Origin of the sequence: Pseudovibrio sp. W74, assembly GCF_001623085.1 — a bacterium.
GTDB lineage: Bacteria > Pseudomonadota > Alphaproteobacteria > Rhizobiales > Stappiaceae > Pseudovibrio.
This window is the reverse complement of record NZ_LMCJ01000050.1, coordinates 8,367-26,002: the sequence shown is the minus strand read 5'-3', so window position 1 is coordinate 26,002 and position 17,636 is coordinate 8,367. Positions and strand designations below refer to the sequence as shown.

The following is a 17,636-nucleotide window of genomic DNA, read 5'->3' as shown; positions in this document are numbered from 1 at the left end:
TGTATTGCCTCAATCAATTCTCCTGTTTAGTTCCGGTTCTGATAGGAAACCGGAATTGTTTCTGCGTCATCTGCGAAATCAGGCACCACGCCGAGCATTGGTGCAATTCTGCGGATAACAGATGCAGTGGTTGGCACAGCATTCCACCCTGCAGTAGAATAACGTTGCCCTTCCACGGCTTGTGGCTCATCCAAAACAATCAAAACGAGATACTCAGGATTGGACATCGGGAACGCCGACATAAAGGAGTTCAGATAAACACCTTCAGCATAACGGCCATTCACAACTTTCTGCGCTGTTCCAGTCTTACCGCCAACATCATAACCCGGCACAGCAGCACGCCGCCCGGATCCACGCAGGACATTTTCACGGTTGAGATACCGAAGGATCTCGCTAGTTTGTGGTTTCAGAACCTGTTTAGCAAGCTTGTCAGCTTCTTCCTCACTGCGAGGCAGGAACGTTGGTTCAAGATATTTACCGCCATTGACCAGCGTCGCACCCGCAACAGCCATCTGCAGCGGCGTGATGCCCAAGCCATGACCAAAAGAGATCGTCATTGCAGCAAGGTCATTCCACTTCGGTGGAAGCAGAGGCCGCGCAACGCCCGGTATCTCGGTTTTCATTTTCTGGGTCAGCCCAATCTTTTTCAAAAACGCCTTCTGCTCCTCAATGCCAGCTTTCTGCATGACTTTGATGGTGCCGATATTGGAGGAGTAAATGAAAACTTCAGGCACGGACAAAACACGGCGCTTCCCGTGGAAGTCATCGATCTTCTGACCTGCAACACGGATAGGTTTGGTGGCATCAAAGCCATCTTCCAACTTCACCTTGCCACTATCCAGCGCCATCGCAATGGTAATGCCTTTAAAGATGGAGCCCATCTCAAACACACCGCCAGTCACCCGGTTCATGCGTGCTTTTTCAAGCGCCTGCTGACGGTTGTTCGGGTCAAAATCCGGCAGCGACGTCATGGCGATCACTTCACCGGTGTCCGCTTTCAGCACCACACCCATGGCCGCTTTGGCCTTGTAGTACTCCATGGAACGGCGCAACTCATCACGCACTGCATGCTGAACACGCAGATCAACCGAAAGCTTGACGGGCTCCATGGTCCGATCCTGCGTAAAGCCAAGATCTTGCAGATCCTTCAACCACGCCTGATCGACATACTTCTCCATGCCAGAGAGGCCCTGGTTGTCGACATTCACAGTTCCAAGAATGTGACTGACCGTCTGACCACCCGGATAAAACCGCTTATTGCTCTCACGGAAGCCAACACCCGGCAGACCCAGCGCATGAATGGCCTGTCGCTGCTCAACGGAGATCTCACGCTTGAGCCACGTAAACAGCGCATTGCTCTCAAGGCGCTTCTTGATGACAGGCGTATCGAGCTCCGGCAGAATAGAGATCAGTCCATCAAAGACTTCATCCGTATCCGGGATCTTGCGCGGCTCAGCATAAAGCGCAGCACTCTTGATATCGGTCGCAAGAATTTCACCATTGCGGTCAATAATATCAGGGCGCGCCTGAGTAACAGAACTCTGCGCAGCAAGGAACCCCTCAGCAGGGTCCCTGTCCTGCAACCCAAGCAGGATCAGACGACCAGCGATAGCCCCATACACAAACACAAAGATGGTCATCGCAAAGAAAATGCGCGAGCGTCCCGGACCACGAAGCCGGATCGCACTTGTGCCATGCTTTTGGGTCACATTAGACCGCCGCAAAAAGGAACTGTCAGCTTTCCTGGCCACGAGCCCCTCCCTTACTGCACGGATGTAACGCGACTGGCGTAACCGCTCATCGCATCAGCAGAGACTGGCTCCATCAGAACAGGTCTAACCGGCAACGCCTTCAGTGTCGTGATCTGCTCCGCACGCAGTGGCTCAAGCTTCAAAATATCGTTGTAACGATCAACGATACCCTGCAAACGCCCGGGCTGATTAAGCACACTCCACTGGGCTTTGTAGTAACGGATATCGTCTTTTTCCTTGGCAATCTCAGCAGAAAGCTGACGCACCTGATCGGCAAGGTTCTCGTTAGACATCTTGATGTCGTAAACGAGCGCAGCACCAATAACCACCGCAACAACAAAGAACAGATTTACGAAGCGCAGCATAGCTTAGCCTCCGAGACCGTGAAATGAAGCAAGGCGCGGAACGCCTGCTGCATGAATATCTAACTCCCGCGAAGGCGTATCCAACCGCCGTCCAGCTCTCAAACGAGCAGAACGTGCGCGAGGATTATCAGTAATCTCCTCAACGCTGGCATCCTGATTGCCCTTCACGATAAATTCGAAAGTCGGAGGAGGAATATCCATCTCTGGCATATGACGAGATCCACCACCGCGGGTCTTGCAGCGATCTGCAAGGAACCGCTTCACAATACGATCTTCCAAACTATGGAACGTCACAACAACCAGACGCCCACCCGGACGCAAAATCCGCTCAGCAGCAGCAAGAGCACCAGCCGCCTGATGCAACTCACCATTCACATAGATACGCAGTGCCTGAAAGGTCCGCGTTGCTGGATGAATGCTGGCTTTCTTAGGATTACGCTTCACCACCTTCTCGATAACGCGAGCAAGCTCAAGCGTCGTCTCGAAAGGCTTCTCTTCACGCGCCTGACAAATGGCATGCGAAACACTGGAAGCACGCTTTTCTTCACCAAGCATCCCGATGATGCGCGTCAAGTGCTGGCGCTCCATGGTATTCACCACGTCCGCCGCACTTGGACCATCCTGCTCCATGCGCATATCCAGCGGCCCGTCAAACCGGAACGAAAATCCACGCTCCGCCTGATCCAACTGCATGGAAGACACGCCAAGATCCATCACCACACCGTCAACGGCATCATAACCAAGCGCACGCGCATGGTCTTCAAGATCAACAAACTGACCATGGACCAGCTGCAAGCGCCCATCAGACTCTTGTTCCAAAACACGACCGTCGCGGATCGCATCCGGATCCCGGTCAACGCCAATCACACTGGCTCCAGCCTCAAGAAAAGCCCTGGAGTAACCACCGGCACCGAACGTACCGTCAATAATCACATCACCCGGCGCGGGGGTCATTGCCTCCCGCACCCGTTCCAGAAGGACTGGAATGTGACGCGCTGGTCCGCCAGCGATATCGGATTTGTCTCCGTCGCCGCCCGTCATCATAGTGCCCCTCCGGCTGCTGTCCCCGGCGCACCACCGGAAGACAATACTGCAAGCGCCCGCTTCATGGCCTCGTCGCGGTGCTTGGCGAACCTCACAGGTTCCCAAATCTGAAACTTAAACCCCTGCCCAACAAAGGTGACTTCACCATCAATACCGGTGTGGTTGCGGATCATCTCAGAAAGAACAATCCGGCCATCCCGATCAATCTTCAGGGTTTCACTGGCACCATAAAGCGCCGTGGACAGAGCGTCATACTCCATTGAGAGCGTCGAAAACGCATCAAGTCGTTTTTGGATTTCCGCTGTAAGTCCGTTACCGCCTGCATCAACCGCCTCCTGAAAAGGAGATGGGAAGCAGTAGAGTCCCTCAAAGCCGTCTTTCGCCAACGCCGCACGAAAGGGTGCAGGGATCGATACACGACCCTTTGCATCCACCCGATTGGTGAAGTGCGAAACAAAACCAGCCATTGGTCCCCTCTTTAATGAGCCAGATCTTCTTGATCTGTCAGCGGCACATCAAACAACTCTCCACTCCTTGGAGAGTCAGCGCTCAAATCAGGCAAAAACAACAAGATTACTGAAGTACAAACCGGAATATCCCGGGAGCCTATGGGATACCATGGGATGCCATGGGACGTCAATGAACCCACCAGCCCAAACCGAAAAGAATGCCCCTTAACATCTGGTAGTTATCACCAATTATGGTAAACGAAATATTGATAGGAGCTTACGCAGGGATTTCTGCAAGTTACACGCATCCAAATTGCGATTACAACCAGAAGCACTCACAGTTTTCACAAAGGTCGAAGAAAGAATTTCGCCGATTAGCTCTAGTGATTTTAACCTATCAGCCTTGGCAAAACTCCGTTTTTCCCATGCCGGACCATGAAATTCCATGCCCATTCAGAGGACGGTGGGGCAAATTCCCATACCTACCCACGATTGTCCTGAGTCGATAATTTCTGCCGGAAAGACACGTCACGCACCACGATCACAATTGGTTTTGTTGGTTATTTTGATCGCTCAATCAAAGGAGGCCGGCAGTGCTGCCGACCTCAAACCTCATAAGAAGAAGCAAACTGAGCCGTTATCTGGCGAGACTCAGCCCAACCAGATAATCAGCGCCTTTGCGCAAAGTGGTCTCATCCATGATCTCAAGGATCAGGCGTGGATTGCTCTTCAGTTTTGCCAGTTCTGCAAACAGAGGCTCCCACGGAATAGAACCCTCACCCGGATTCCAGTGGCGGTCAGCATGGCCATCAATGTCCTGAATATGCACATGCTGCAAAGCATCACCAGCTGACTTGATGAAGTAATCAACCGGCGGTGCGCCATAACAGGAGTGCATGTAGTGAGCGTGCCCGGTATCAATCGAAAGCGCCAAAGCTTCACTCTCAAAACTCTTCAGGATCTCCAACCGGTAGGACGGGTCCAGATCTTCGATGTTCTCCAACACGATGACGCAGCCCATATCCTCCGCCTTGGTGACAACGTCCTTCAGGTTCGCATGGATCATTTCCAGCTTCATCTGACGACCATTGTCATATAGGTCGAGGTTGTTGTGATCCCAGATCGTGTAAGGACTGTGCAACACCATCTGGTCTGCAGCCATTTTGGCACACAACTCAATACCTTGATCCAGACGCTTGCGAACAGCCTGCTGAAACAGCGGATCAGCCGCAGAAAGGTCCAGGTTCCAGAATGGACCATGCAGACCGAGGCGTCCCTCATGTCCATCCAGAAGCTTCTTTGCTTCTGCGACCAGGTCATCACACCCATTGTCCAGCAAGTTCCAATTATAGAAATCCTGCAGCTCAAGATCCCGAGGCAGCTCCAGCAACCATTCACGATGTTGGGGGAGATGTTTGACGCACATTGCTGCGCCTAAAACCGGCAAATCACTCATGCGGTTATTCCAAGATAAGGCCTCAAAAGGCACTGCTTTCAGTTATGCCTTTGCTCTTACATGTCTTGCATGTCAAAGGCATTACATCGCCTAAAGCTGCTTACCTTATTCCGGCTCGCTCTCACTGCTTTAAGCGCTCATCCCGCCGCATATATTTTGCGGCAATCAGAGCACCATGACAGTTTCGTTTTGCACGGTCTACGTACTATTCCAGAGCGATCGAGAGCATCAACAAAAAATGCGCATAACACGTCTAAAAACTGACGCTCTCGTAAGCCCGTTACACTCAGTTTTCCATCCGCACAAACGCCGTTGCCGCCTTACGAACCGAGCGCCAGATAAAGACGAGTAAGCCGATAAGCGCCATGCAGGTCAGCGCAGTAGCCACAATCCGAAACGTCCCGGCAAATCCAACCGCAGCAATCAAAGGAATGCTGACAAAAACAGAGAGGAACTGGCCAAGGAAAACAGAGGAAGTCAGAACCCCACCTGCCATACCACGCCGTGAGCTCGGAGCCACCTGAAGGGCGATAGCTGGAAAGTTCGGCATCGCAAGCGCGTACCCGGCACCCATCGCAGCGGTCCCCAGGAACACGCTCCAGGTTTGCTGAAGGGTCAGCAACATCAGCCCTATCGCCATAAATCCGTAGGCCAGCGTAAATGCCCCACTGTAACCAACACGCGCTTTAATCCGCCCGTAAAGCAGAGCTGCCGTGCCACCAGTCAACATCAATGCACCCAGCGCAGCACCTGTCATAGTCGCACTGTCATAACCATGAGCATCCAGAAAGAACGGCAGCTGTGTCGGCATGAGGAAGAAAATCATATTAGTCAGCATTTGCAGTAAAGCCAATGCCGTCAGCAACCAGACCCAGGCAGGAGATCCGTCGTCTTCTGCACTTGCAGCCTTCTTTGCAGCTGCAGAGTGCTTCACCGGTTCGCTGAGATAACGCCACAAAAACGGCACCATGAGCAACGCAAGCCCATAAATTGCAAACGGCAACCGCGGAGAAGTAACAGCCAGCAAGCCAGCCATTGAGATAAAGAGAAAACCGCCAAAGTTGCGGGCCGACGTCTGTAGCCCCATCAGCGAGCTGCGCTGGTTGCCGACAAAGTAGTCACCGATCAAAGCTGTTTGCGCCGTCATCACCATGGCAACAGCAATGCCAAGACCCAACCGACTCATCAATATACTCGTCAGGTCCGGCAGGATCATGCCGGCACTTCCCATCACAGCAAACAGCAGGACACCTGTAAGCAACAGTGCCCGCCGACCATAGCGATCTGCAATCACTCCAGCCAGCGGGGCACAGATAACAACAGTCAACGAAGGCGTTGAGACCAGAAGCCGGGACAACCAAAGAACATTTGGATCATCCCGGAACATCTCCTCCAATCCAGCAAGAGCAGGACTGATCGTCGCGTTCGCCATGACTGTTAAAGTAGCCGCCATTAAAAGAGCAATCGCTCTGGGGTCTTTCCAGACCTGTTGTTCGGGCTCCACGTGCACTTGTTTCATTTGCTTATCCTCTTGCAAAATTACCCTGTTGAGATCAGGATACGACTTCAAGTCAACTTGAGGTCAAGTATGAAACTGCTAGATATTGGAGAGATCACCGAACGCTCAGGCGTGAAGCCCTCCACACTGCGATATTATGAGGAAGTCGGGCTCATTCAATCCATAACGCGGCACGGTCTCCGACGTCAGTACGAGCCGCAAATCCTAACGAAACTCTCTCTGATCACACTCGCCAAGGCTGGTGGATTTTCACTGACAGAGATTGCAGGCATGTTTTCTGAAAAGGGTCAGCTCCAGATCCCGCGAGAGCAGATCCGTGAACGTGCCGATCTGATTGATGAGCAAATCAAGGAACTCACAGCCCTGCGCGATGTCCTGCACCACGTGGCCGACTGCCCTGCCCCGAGCCATATGGAGTGCCCTTCCTTCCAACGCATGCTCAAGGCATCGGACAGGCGGAAACCAGCAAAGAAAAAACCGCCGACCAAATAGCCGACGGTTCCATGTTCTCATGAAGCGGTTTTTAGGGGCCTCTTACTTCGCAGCGCGCTCAACAAGCTTAAGGCACACCTGCATCGCACATGCCATGTCCTGCACGCTGATCCATTCCAGCGGCCCATGGATTTCCTGCATGCCGGTGAAGATGTTCGGGCAGGATGTCCCCTTCGCGGTCAGCACAGAACCATCGGTTCCGCCACGGATCGGCTTGGCAGATACACTCAAGCCCATGTCCTCATAAGCTGCCTTAGCAAGCTCAACTGGGGTCATATCATCACGCAGCCAATGGTGCATGTTGCGATACTGTTCTTTGACCTCACAAGAGATGGAAGCACGCGGCTCAGTAGCCTGAACTGCAGCACATACCTGCTCCAGCAGATCAGCTTTCGCTTCCAGACCTTCCAGCTCAAAATCACGCAGCACAAAATGCAGTTCCGCTTCAGCTGCATTCCCCACCATGTCGGCAATAAAGATAAAGCCATCACGACCATCAGTGGTCTCAGGTGTCATCGTCGCATGCGGTAGCATGGTGATGATCTTGCCTGCCAGATGCAACGCATTGACCAGCTTATCCTTCGCATAACCAGGATGAACAGAAACACCAGTGATCTTTACCGTCGCACCATCAGCGCAGAAATTCTCATAGTTCAGCTCGCCCACTTTGCCGCCATCCAGCGTGTAAGCAAAATCCGCACCCAGAGCGCCAGGCAACTTGTCATGCACACCGCGCCCGATTTCTTCATCCGGCGTAAACGCAATACGAAGCTTGCCATGAGGAAACTGAGGGTTGCTCAGCAAATGACGTGCAAGGCACATGATGATCGCAACACCGGCCTTGTCATCCGCACCCAGCAACGTACTTCCACTGGCGGTGATAATGTCATCACCGATTTTCTCACCAAGATAACGGGAGTTTTCAGGAGACAGGGACAACTCAGAGGCATCCGGGAAGGAAATTGCAGAACCATCATAAGCACGGTGAACGCGTGGCTTCACACCCTCAGCATGGTAGGCCGGGGCGGTATCCACGTGCGCCAGCAGGCCAATCACAGGCGCATCAGTCTCGACAGTCGCAGGAATAGTGGCAAGAACAACGCCGTATTCAGTCAGCTCAACGTCACTGGCACCAATCTCCATCAGCTCAGCACGCAGCACCTTTTGTACATCAAGCTGGATCTGAGAGCTTGGGGACTCCGGGCACGTCTCATCGCTCTGGCTATCAATAGCCGCATAGCGAACGAGGCGCTCTTCCAGTTCCTGATCAAATTCTGTTCTCATAGAAGATCTCCTTGCAGTTACCTTCTATCTGCGCGAAGCCCCATCAACTTTCAAGTTGGAACACTGCCATAGGAGCAAAAGCAAACCGCTTTTACCGCACCTCACTCGCAATTTTCCCTGCAAACCCAAAAAGAACAAAGCCCGACAACACACGGAACCGGCGATACCGCGCCTGAGTGATAAAGCGCGCCCGTAACAACGAGGCCAACGCAGAATACCCGCTTAAAGATAGGACAGAGATCCCACAAAACGTTGCAACAAGAATACTGGCCTGTGGCAGCAGGGCCAACTCAGAGCTCATAACTTGTGGGAACAGAGCAACAAAAAACAGGATCGCTTTTGGGTTGGTCACCGCCAGCAAAAATGCTTCCCAAAACAGTGTCAATCCAGATACAGAAACGCTGACATCCCCTGATAAATCAATCTCCTCACGCTTGAAGACAAACTTAAGCCCAAGCCAGACCAGATACCCAACACCCATCCATCGGAACACACTCCACAAAATCTCAGAGGTGAGCACAAAACTCACCACACCACCCGCGCAAAATGCACCCGCAATCGCAAGCCCAAGTGTATTGCCAAGAATAGTCGGCAGAACCCGCCCCATCCCCAACTGCGCAGCCCGTCGCACGGTATTAAGGATCGCTGGCCCGGGCGTCACAATATTCGCCGCAGAAATCAGCACAAAAGAAACCCAAACCCAGAAATCCATTTTGTATTCCACTGTATACATAAATCAGATTTTGGATAATTGATTGCGTTGGTGCAGTCAAGCTTACAAGACAATACCGGTGTTTTTCTTGGACAGAGGCTTCCTTGCCAGCAAGCAACCTACTTTATTGACCGCGCAACACGAAAACCCAGGTCCTCAACACGAAAGGTTGGGTGACTGCGCCGTCTGTTGGTGACAAGGCAACCCCGTTCATCATCTGCCCAACCACCACCTTTGAACACGCGGTACGCTCCATAAACAGCTGGATCATAAAGATCCCAACACCACTCCCAAACATTGCCCAGCATATCGTAGAGCCCAAACTCATTCGGCTCTTTGCACCCTACTGCCTGCGGAGTTCCAGCTGAGTTTTCGGCAAACCACCCGATATCTTCAAGCGCACCATAGCGCGGTCCTTGAGAACCAGCACGACACGCATACTCCCACTCAGCATCTGTCAGCAGACGATACCCATCGCTTATGGCGCACCGATCAACCAGCCCGTCCCCATGCTCAAGGTAGTAAGGCTTCAGGCCATACCGCTCAGAAAGGCCATTACAAAACCTGACCGCATCAAACCAGCTGACAGAGTCAACGGGCAAATCATCACCAGTAAACTGAGAGGGCCGCTCATCCAGAACAGACGCATACAGCGCCTGTGTAACCAGATATTTCAAAGTATCAAACGACTGAACCTGAGCTGTCCATCGCTCCCTTTTACGATCATCTTTCTGAAGAAGGACACCGGCAGGGATCGTCACCATTTCCGGTATCAAAGTGGAACTCGACTCCCCCAACAGCATTCCAGCATCTCCAACAAACCAATAAGCCCCAACGCGCCGAGTGTGGCACACCAACGAATAGAAGCAAACTTTACGCGCTCCCAACAAGCTTCAGAAAACTATTTTGGCTAAAGAATTGAAAGATCATCCCGCTCACAATGATCGGAACATAACCAGACCCATGACGAAGCCTCTTGTTGTGATCACAGGTGCCAGCTCAGGCATCGGCGCAGCCCTTGCAAAAACCTTCAGCAAAGACGGGCACCCTCTGTTGCTCTTGGCAAGACGCACGGAACCCGTGATGGCGATGGACCTTCCCAACACGATCTGCAGCAAAGTCGACGTCACGAACCGCGAGCACATGATCAAGGCCATCCGCCATGCCGAGCAAGCTTTAGGTCCGGCAGATGCCATCATCAACAACGCAGGCTGCATGTTCCTGAGCGAGCTAAAAGATCAAAATCCAGAAGATTGGGAGACAATGATCGACGTGAACCTGCGTGGTGTCTTCAACGGCATCCACGCAGTGCTGCCAGCAATGTACCAACGCGGCTCTGGCACCATCATCAACATAGGGTCCATGACTGCTAAGAAGCCCTTCCCAATGCGTGCGGCTTATGGCGCCACCAAAGTCGCTGTCCACGGTCTCAGCGAAGCATTACGGCAAGAGGTGGCAGGCCACAACGTCCGTGTCATCACAATCGCACCAGGTTTGGTTGAAACACCCCTCCCTTCTAGCACACGCGATGCAAAAATCCGCGAAGACTACGAAGAACAGAAACGGCAAATCGGTGGTGCACTTGACCCACAAAACGTGGCCGACGCCACCCTATTTGCCTACAACCAGCCCCAAACCGTAAACATTCGCGAACTGGTCATCACAGCAACGAGGCAATCTGGCTGATCATACGACAGCACCGCTAACGGCCTACAATCCGCTCCAAATTTGCCGCGCCTTCAAAAGCGCAGCACACCGAAAGGCTCGGAGATGGATCGAAGGACTGCTCGGCAGCTTCTTCACCTTTGCAGGCTACAAGCTGCTGACAAGCGATGTATAAAGAAAAATACCAGTCGGCCTGTAAGCCGGGTTTTGTAAGGCACAAGGTGTTACCCTTGTACGCGACGGCAATTCATCTGGGATGCCCATTACTGAACACCTCTAGCGACCCACCCGGGCGGTCAGGTCTGGAAACATGACTGGAAGTAAACTTCCGCGCCGCCCCTATTCGGTCTTGCTCCCGGTGGGGTTTACCATGCCGTTTTTGTTGCCAAAAACGCGGTGGGCTCTTACCCCACCCTTTCACCCTTACCAATGCATGCACTGGCGGTTTGCTTTCTGCGGCACTTTCCCTAAGGTCACCCTCGCCGGACGTTATCCGGCACCGTGTCTCCATGGAGCCCGGACTTTCCTCCACTGCGGCCTTTCGGCACTTGCAGCAGCAACCGTCCGGCCGACTGGTGCACCTGAACTACGGAGCCTAAGGAAAAAGGTCAAGTAAAGAATTACGCTTGCACACGATCTCCGCTCAGTTCCATTGCTTGCTCAAGAGCTTGAACAAAGCCACTCCGCAACTTCTCATTCGCCTCAGCAAACCCAACAACAAGCCCCTTCTGCGGTGCACCAAGATAAAATACGGAAAGCGGATTAACCCCAAAACCTCTCTGGTTCATCAAATCCGCAACAGCCACATCATCGCAGGTCTCCGGTAGATAGAGACAAGTCTGTAGGCCTCCGGTTGGCATGGAAACACCAACCTGATTGCCAAAACGCTCCCCGATCAACTGGCACAGCGCAACACCGTTTTCATGGTAAGCACTGCGGATCTTGTTCAGATGCGCCCGAAAGTGCCCGCTCTCGATGAAATCAGCAAAGGCCATCTGTACATGCACATTAGCCAGTGCACCCGATGCCCGCTGCGCCAATTCCAATCCCACCACATGCTCTTTAGGAACAACCGCATAAGCAAGCCGAATACCCGGCATGAGCGACTTTGCAGAGGTACCGATATAGATCACAGAGTGACGATCACTCAGCCCCTGAAGCGCTGCAATCGGCCGCCCTTCAAACAAGAACTCACTGTCGTAATCATCTTCTAAAATCACCGCACCTTTGTCATGAGCCTGTTTAAGCAACATAAGCCGCTCACTCATCTCCATGCGCCGGCCAGTTGGATATTGGTGCGAAGGCGTCACATAGATCAAAGAGGCACGTGAAACCTGATCAATCTCAGTTAAAGCCTGCACCTTCAACCCAGCAGCAAAAAAGGCTGATCGCGCGCCCAGATATCCCGGCTCCTCAAGCAGTGCCACGTCCCCTTCCTCAGAAAAACACTGGGACATGAGCGAGAGCGCTGATTGTGTGGTCGGAAAGGCGAGAACCTGCTCAGGAGAGCAGACCACGCCGCGCTCCTGTGCCAGATACTGTGCCAGTACCCGCTGCAACTCAGGCAAACCAGAAGTATGCTCGTATCCCAGCGCATTGCCATTGAGTAGCCGCGCTGCGCGCCGCAAACTCCGAGCCCACTGTTCTTTGGGAAACAACTCCCGTGAAGGTTCACCCGGCTGCATGGAAACACCCCTTCCCGACGGGCTCGTGTAACGGTGATTACAAGAAAATCGCTTGCCACGCGATGAAAGCGGAGGTGTCGTTTCACGAACAGGACCTGCAACAACAGCCCCTTCAACCTCAGGCAAGGCCACCACTTCAGGCCGTGCACCGGACCGCACGTCCACCAGCCCTTCGGAGCGCAGCAAATCATAGGCCGTGTTCACTGTGTTGCGAGAAACGGAAAGGCTGGTCGCCAACTGACGTGAGCTGGGCAACCGCTCTCCTTCAGGAACACGCCGCTTCAGAATTGCATCCCGGTACTGCTGATAAATCTGGCTCGACAGCGGAGTGCTGACCTCACGATTGATCATCACAACATACTCAAACAACTGGCACCCCACAATTAGATTAAGCGGATCTATATGAGGAACCAGTTTTGCAGAGAATACTGATCAGCACAATACTTCTTCGCCCCGCAGCGGGGGTAACGTGCACAAATGAAACAGAAAACCCGGCAAGCAGTCAGAGCACAAACTCAAACCACTTGCCGGGCCAACTGGTCCCATATTGCCGACTTCGCTCAAAACCGGGGACCAGAAACGGTTAAGACAATGACAGCAGAAATGACACTTGAAGCAGCGCCAAGCACCAACACTCGTGAAACCAAGCCACCTAAATTTGCTCGTGTCAGAACAAGTCTGCGCGCGGATTATGATTGGAACACAATCCTCCCAATTCTGGAGAGCTCCCTCGTCGTCCATGTCGGCTTCATGGACGAAGATCGCCCAATGGTCATTCCCATGGCTTTTGCAGTTATGGACCGCACTATCTACATTCACGGCGCGAAAGCAGCGCGGATCGTGAAGAAAATGAGCAAAGACTCCCAAGTCTGTCTCACATTCACACTCATTGACGGCATTGTTGCTGCGCGGTCAGCTTTCCACCATTCCGTCAACTACCGAACCGCCGTCATTCACGGCACGGCCCGCCTTGTCACCGACCATCAGGAAGCATGGGACTCCCTCAAGGCAATCACCGAACACCTTCTGCCTGGCAGATGGGATGAGGTCCGCCCGATGACGGAGAAGGAACAGATCTCAACTGGGGTCATTGCAATCGAGATCGAACACGCCTCAGCAAAAATCCGTCAGGGCGCTCCGGTCGACGATGCGGAGGATTACACGCTACCCTATTGGGCTGGCGTTGTTCCGGTCACAACGTCACTCGGTCAACCGATTGATGATGGGAAACTACTGGATGGCGTGAAGGTGCCCGCTTCGCCAACAAATGCAGCTCGAAAGTTCGCCTAATTTTCGGGGAATTCGCCTAAAATTTTAAGAGTTAGGGTGGTTGACTTTGCCCGGTCAACCACCCCGATATGTCCTTGCAGACAGACTGACCGTCGGTCAGACATTCGTAAAATTCTAAGAAACTTTGAATGGGAACTTACAGTCCCCCGCCCGAATATGCAAGATGCATTTAGCTGCGTGCCATAATATCCTTAACGCGCTTGCAGTACTTGGCACTAATCCGGTTCATACGCTTGGCATAGTGGCCAGCGTTGTATCGCAAAATGGTTCCGCACAGATCTCCGCCAGCGCGCTTATAAGCACCAGCCAGATATCGCATGCCCCATTCGATGTTGTTCTCTGGTTTATAAAGAGCTTTGGTCGAACCACGATAACCCATACCACGTGCGGTCGATGGCTTAATCTGCATGAGACCAACTTCACCGGCACGGCCACGCGCTCTTGCGTTGAAGTTACTTTCCACTTCAACAACAGCCTTCGCAATGTGGTGCGGAACGCCGTGCTTCTTGGCTTTCTGTTCGATCAGCTTGACGTAGCTACCCTTTTTAGTAGCCGCTGCAGCTTCATCAGAGAAGACATTGGTATTCACAACACCGCCGAGCATAACACTTGCAGCAAGAACGGGGATTACTACGTTATTTTTTATTTTTGTAAGGTTCATCTTCATTTCCTGGCAATCATGTTTTGAGCAGGAGTGTTTATCTTCAGAAGATGAGACGAAAATCAGACAGGTCTGATCACGAAAAGTTACAATTTTAATGTTTAAAAACTGGCATAAACCTTAGTTTATGGCACAAAAAGGGCTGATGCAGGGCACATCAGCCTTACTTAAGGAAACTTTTCAGCAAAACAGAGACGTTCCCCTACGTAATCAAATCGTATTCCTATTACGTAGTAGACCCTATTTTACTGATATTTCAATGGCATCTATCACAATCAGAAGGATTTTAGCTTTTTCAGCAGGCTATGCAGTGTCGCAATGGTCTGCGCATCAGCAATTCCATCAACTTTTGCAGGACGGAAGTGGCGCTGAAACGCCTCAACAGCATATTTGGTCTTCTCATCAAACACACCACTGACCAATACATCATATCCATAGAGCCCCAGAAGCGACTGCAGAGCTTCAATCGGCTGCCCTTCATCACCTTCCTGAAAGAAGCTCGAAGCCTCAAGCTCTACCGGCTCAATATAATGTCCAACACCAGCCTCAGCCAATCGCGCCCATGGAAAATGACGGCCCGGATCCTGTTTACGGGACGGAGCAACATCAGAATGTCCAAGCACCCGCTCTGGTGAAATACTATTGCGTTCACAGATATCCTTGGCGAGAGCAATCACAGCTTCAATCTGCACATCAGGATAGCCTTGCGTACCCTCTTCCTGATCTCCCAGATTAGAAATCTCGATTCCAATGCTGCGGGAGTTAAGGTCATCCTCACCTTTCCAGCTGGAAACACCGGCATGCCAGGCCCGGCGACTTTCCGGCACCATCTGCGTAACCATGCCCAGTTCATCAACCAGATAGTGGCAGGAAACTTCTGAGCGCGGATCGCACAGCCAGGACACAGCCTTCTCAGCACTTTCCATCGCCGTGTAATGCAAGATCAGCATATCAACGGCAGGAACGCGGCGCTCGTTGTGATTGGGAGATGGACGAAGACGCGCAGGCACTGCGCATTCAGTTTTAACGCTCATATTCCTCGTTCCGCGCAGATCTGCTCATACGCTTTATTCAATGCGACCAGTTTATCGCTGGCGATCTTGACGAACTCCTCAGGGACACCTCGACCAATCAACCGATCAGGATGTGTCTCCCGGACTTGCTTGCGATAGCAGGAGCGCACGTCTTCATCACTCGCCGCCATATCAATACCGAGAACCAGATAGGGATCTCCATCCCCTCTTATATGACGGGCTTTAATCTGCGAAAAGCCAACGGCATCAATTCCAAAGATTTCGGCAATCCGGCTGAGATAGGCGACTTCTCTCTCATGAATAACGCCATCTGCCTTGGCTATATAAAAGAGGCCATCCAGCACATCCGTACGCGTCGTCTCATCTTCAGCAAACAACACAGAGAGTTTGGAAGCGTAGGTCTCAAAGCCCGCTACGTCCTGCTGAGCCAGTTGGAAGAGGCGCGAAACGTTGCGCTCCTCACCCGCTGGCATCTCAAACAGATCGTAAAATGCGATCACTTCGTCATGGGTCACAACACCATCGGCTTTTGCCATTTTCGCAGACAAGGCAATCATAGCGACCGTAAAGGCAACATTCCGGCGCGCTTCACCAACTGACTGAACAAGCTGCTGCAGCCGGTCAACCAACTGGGCACCACCGGTTTGCAGTGCACCTACAATCTTGTCAAAGCTGCCCCAAAAATTCATTGGCATCCTGCTCTCTGTTCAATCTGCCTGACAATTTCGCCGGAAAAGACAGCAAAATAATTAGTCACCGCAAATCAGGTTTATACCTAACAAATTATTTATCAATCTGAATAGTTTGTTTCCCTTGGGTTTTATTTGCCCACTGCTATCTATAAGTGCCCATTGCATGATTTCAGTTCAAGCCTCAGTCAAGCTTGACCTCAAAATATCTCCCCGCGAAACATATGGGTAATGTTTTACAGATATATTCGCTATTAATTAAGTACACATACAGGCGACAGCGCCAACTAACTTCTCAGTTGCCTGTTGCCAGCGCACATTATTTCGTGCGTTTCGGGATGGGGATTTCAAGTGGAAACGATACCTCCACATCGTAAATTACTTTACGCCGGCATAGTGTTTGCTGTGATTGGTGCCATTGCCACAAGCTTTTATGCCATTGATCAAGCGACTTTATATTATTTATTCAAGAGTGAAGCTCAAAAAGAATTCCATACTGCGAACAACATCATCAATTCACACCACCCTTTCGAGGCCCCTTCCAATGAAGACACGGGACAAAAGGATTCCTCTTCCCCGTTAAACTTCGGCCTGCGCGGGTCCAGCTCTGCCCCAACCACAGAAATCATCTCTTCAAGCTGGAAACTGCCTGCAACCAAAGCCACCGCAGTCAAGCAGGCACTGGTAGAACAGTTTGAAGAGTTCGAACTGCTGGTCGTCAACGCTCCCGGTCGTCCATTGGCTGTCCATCCGCGGAACATGACCAATGACCGCGTAAACGAAATTCTGTCTGATCCCTCTGCTTATGATGCCTGGCACTCTGCGCTCAGTTCTGGGCAATTGGTGATTTACTCCAACTTCAACTGGCTTGAATGGCGGATACCAAAATTTGGCGTCGTCATTCCTTATGTAAATGACGAAAACAAAGCGCGTGGCGGCTTTATCTTCACCACCAAACCAACGCTCAACACCGTCGTGTTTATGGACGCAATCGCCTTTGGGTCGGCCTTTGCATTCCTGCTGGTGCTCGTCGTGGCAATTGCCTCTATTATGTTCGCCTGGAAAGGTCTGCATGATCGCTGGAAAACCTCCAAAACGATCCGCTTCCTCGCGCACAACGATCCACTGACTCACTTGCCAAACCGCGCCGTTTTCTCTGACGAGTTAAACAAGGCACTCCGCAAAGCATCTATTACAGCTTCCAATGTTTACGTCATTGCCATCGACGTTGATAAGTTCAAGGAAGTGAACGACAACCACGGCCATGCGGCTGGCGATACATTCCTCCAAATCATCTCGGATCGTTTACGGCTCGTCTTCACCGATCACCTCGTCTCGCGTCTTTCTGGCGATGAGTTCGCCGTGATGATCGAGGGGGAATACACCAGCCACGACATCACCGTGCTCGCCCAGCGCGCCATGGCAACCACCAATTCCAGCTGCGTCATCGACAGCAAAGAAATCAAGATCTCCTTATCTATGGGCATCGCTCAGGCAACCGATGCTGCATGGCGGTCTTCCCGCCTTCTCCATTGCGCTG

General features: G+C 52.1%; 17 protein-coding genes and 1 other RNA gene. 4 read left to right on the top strand and 14 right to left on the bottom strand.

All coding sequences use genetic code 11. From position 1 onward, the window contains the following. Positions 1 to 26: 26 nt before the first annotated feature. The 6 genes from PsW74_RS21545 to PsW74_RS21520 form a co-directional block, all read right to left on the bottom strand. Positions 27 to 1,751, bottom strand: a complete 1,725-nt coding sequence (locus PsW74_RS21545) for a penicillin-binding protein 2 (RefSeq protein WP_063289945.1) — start codon at positions 1,749 to 1,751, stop codon at positions 27 to 29. 11 nt (positions 1,752 to 1,762) lie between these two features. After that, positions 1,763 to 2,116 carry a hypothetical protein gene (locus PsW74_RS21540; protein WP_063289946.1) on the bottom strand — a complete coding sequence of 118 codons (354 nt, stop codon included), beginning with the start codon at positions 2,114 to 2,116 and terminating at the stop codon, positions 1,763 to 1,765. A 3-nt stretch (positions 2,117 to 2,119) separates the two neighbouring features. Further along, complete coding sequence (gene rsmH / locus PsW74_RS21535) at positions 2,120 to 3,157, bottom strand: 16S rRNA (cytosine(1402)-N(4))-methyltransferase RsmH (RefSeq protein ID WP_193775993.1); 1,038 nt, start codon at positions 3,155 to 3,157, stop codon at positions 2,120 to 2,122. After that, a complete protein-coding gene (locus PsW74_RS21530) occupies positions 3,157 to 3,627 on the bottom strand; it encodes a cell division protein MraZ (protein ID WP_063289948.1) in 471 nt (156 codons plus the stop codon). The genes rsmH and PsW74_RS21530 overlap by 1 nt, the downstream gene beginning before the upstream one ends. Before the next feature lie 619 nt (positions 3,628 to 4,246). Next, positions 4,247 to 5,065, bottom strand: coding sequence for a sugar phosphate isomerase/epimerase family protein (locus tag PsW74_RS21525; protein WP_063289949.1), 819 nt, complete (start codon positions 5,063 to 5,065; stop codon positions 4,247 to 4,249). A 286-nt stretch (positions 5,066 to 5,351) separates the two neighbouring features. Beyond that, positions 5,352 to 6,584 carry an MFS transporter gene (locus PsW74_RS21520; protein ID WP_063289950.1) on the bottom strand — a complete coding sequence of 411 codons (1,233 nt, stop codon included), beginning with the start codon at positions 6,582 to 6,584 and terminating at the stop codon, positions 5,352 to 5,354. A gap of 69 nt (positions 6,585 to 6,653) precedes the next feature. Between PsW74_RS21520 and PsW74_RS21515 the strand changes: the two genes are divergently transcribed. Next, positions 6,654 to 7,076 carry a helix-turn-helix domain-containing protein gene (locus tag PsW74_RS21515; protein WP_057465717.1) on the top strand — a complete coding sequence of 141 codons (423 nt, stop codon included), beginning with the start codon at positions 6,654 to 6,656 and terminating at the stop codon, positions 7,074 to 7,076. Positions 7,077 to 7,118: 42 nt separating this feature from the next. Here PsW74_RS21515 and pepT read toward each other — a convergent pair whose 3' ends face one another. The 3 genes from pepT to PsW74_RS21500 all read right to left on the bottom strand — a co-directional run bounded on the left by pepT (position 7,119) and on the right by PsW74_RS21500 (position 9,875). After that, positions 7,119 to 8,360, bottom strand: coding sequence for a peptidase T (gene pepT / locus PsW74_RS21510; protein WP_063289951.1), 1,242 nt, complete (start codon positions 8,358 to 8,360; stop codon positions 7,119 to 7,121). A 91-nt stretch (positions 8,361 to 8,451) separates the two neighbouring features. Next, on the bottom strand, positions 8,452 to 9,072 hold the full coding sequence (locus PsW74_RS21505; RefSeq protein WP_208980675.1) for a LysE family translocator: 621 nt from the start codon (positions 9,070 to 9,072) through the stop codon (positions 8,452 to 8,454). Between the two features lie 119 nt (positions 9,073 to 9,191). Then, the gene (locus tag PsW74_RS21500) at positions 9,192 to 9,875 is read right to left on the bottom strand and encodes an SUMF1/EgtB/PvdO family nonheme iron enzyme (protein ID WP_063289953.1); all 684 of its coding nucleotides are present in this window, start codon (positions 9,873 to 9,875) and stop codon (positions 9,192 to 9,194) included. Between the two features lie 160 nt (positions 9,876 to 10,035). On the opposite strand from PsW74_RS21500, the gene PsW74_RS21495 reads away from it, so the two are divergent. Beyond that, positions 10,036 to 10,758 (top strand): SDR family oxidoreductase, encoded by a 723-nt coding sequence (locus PsW74_RS21495; protein WP_063289954.1) that lies wholly within the window; start codon positions 10,036 to 10,038, stop codon positions 10,756 to 10,758. Positions 10,759 to 10,917: 159 nt separating this feature from the next. Here the strand turns inward: PsW74_RS21495 and rnpB are convergent. Both rnpB and PsW74_RS21485 read right to left on the bottom strand, forming a co-directional pair. Further along, positions 10,918 to 11,313: RNase P RNA component class A (rnpB, locus tag PsW74_RS21490), an RNA gene on the bottom strand. A gap of 44 nt (positions 11,314 to 11,357) precedes the next feature. After that, positions 11,358 to 12,791 carry a PLP-dependent aminotransferase family protein gene (locus tag PsW74_RS21485; RefSeq protein WP_208988090.1) on the bottom strand — a complete coding sequence of 478 codons (1,434 nt, stop codon included), beginning with the start codon at positions 12,789 to 12,791 and terminating at the stop codon, positions 11,358 to 11,360. Between the two features lie 108 nt (positions 12,792 to 12,899). Here PsW74_RS21485 and PsW74_RS21480 point away from each other — a divergent pair, with 108 nt between their 5' ends. Continuing rightward, a complete protein-coding gene (locus tag PsW74_RS21480; RefSeq protein ID WP_206599784.1) occupies positions 12,900 to 13,712 on the top strand; it encodes a pyridoxamine 5'-phosphate oxidase family protein in 813 nt (270 codons plus the stop codon). 169 nt (positions 13,713 to 13,881) lie between these two features. On the opposite strand, the gene PsW74_RS21475 is transcribed toward PsW74_RS21480, so the two are convergent. The 3 genes from PsW74_RS21475 to PsW74_RS21465 form a co-directional block, all read right to left on the bottom strand. Next, on the bottom strand, positions 13,882 to 14,379 hold the full coding sequence (locus tag PsW74_RS21475) for a lytic transglycosylase domain-containing protein (protein WP_057465711.1): 498 nt from the start codon (positions 14,377 to 14,379) through the stop codon (positions 13,882 to 13,884). 269 nt (positions 14,380 to 14,648) lie between these two features. Beyond that, on the bottom strand, positions 14,649 to 15,407 hold the full coding sequence (locus PsW74_RS21470) for an N-acetylmuramoyl-L-alanine amidase (protein ID WP_063289956.1): 759 nt from the start codon (positions 15,405 to 15,407) through the stop codon (positions 14,649 to 14,651). Further along, positions 15,404 to 16,096 (bottom strand): DnaJ family molecular chaperone, encoded by a 693-nt coding sequence (locus PsW74_RS21465; protein WP_063289957.1) that lies wholly within the window; start codon positions 16,094 to 16,096, stop codon positions 15,404 to 15,406. The genes PsW74_RS21470 and PsW74_RS21465 overlap by 4 nt, the downstream gene beginning before the upstream one ends. Positions 16,097 to 16,447: 351 nt before the next feature. Here PsW74_RS21465 and PsW74_RS29475 point away from each other — a divergent pair. Next, on the top strand, positions 16,448 to 17,636 hold a 1,189-nt coding region (locus PsW74_RS29475), incomplete at its 3' end, for a GGDEF domain-containing protein (RefSeq protein ID WP_208988089.1).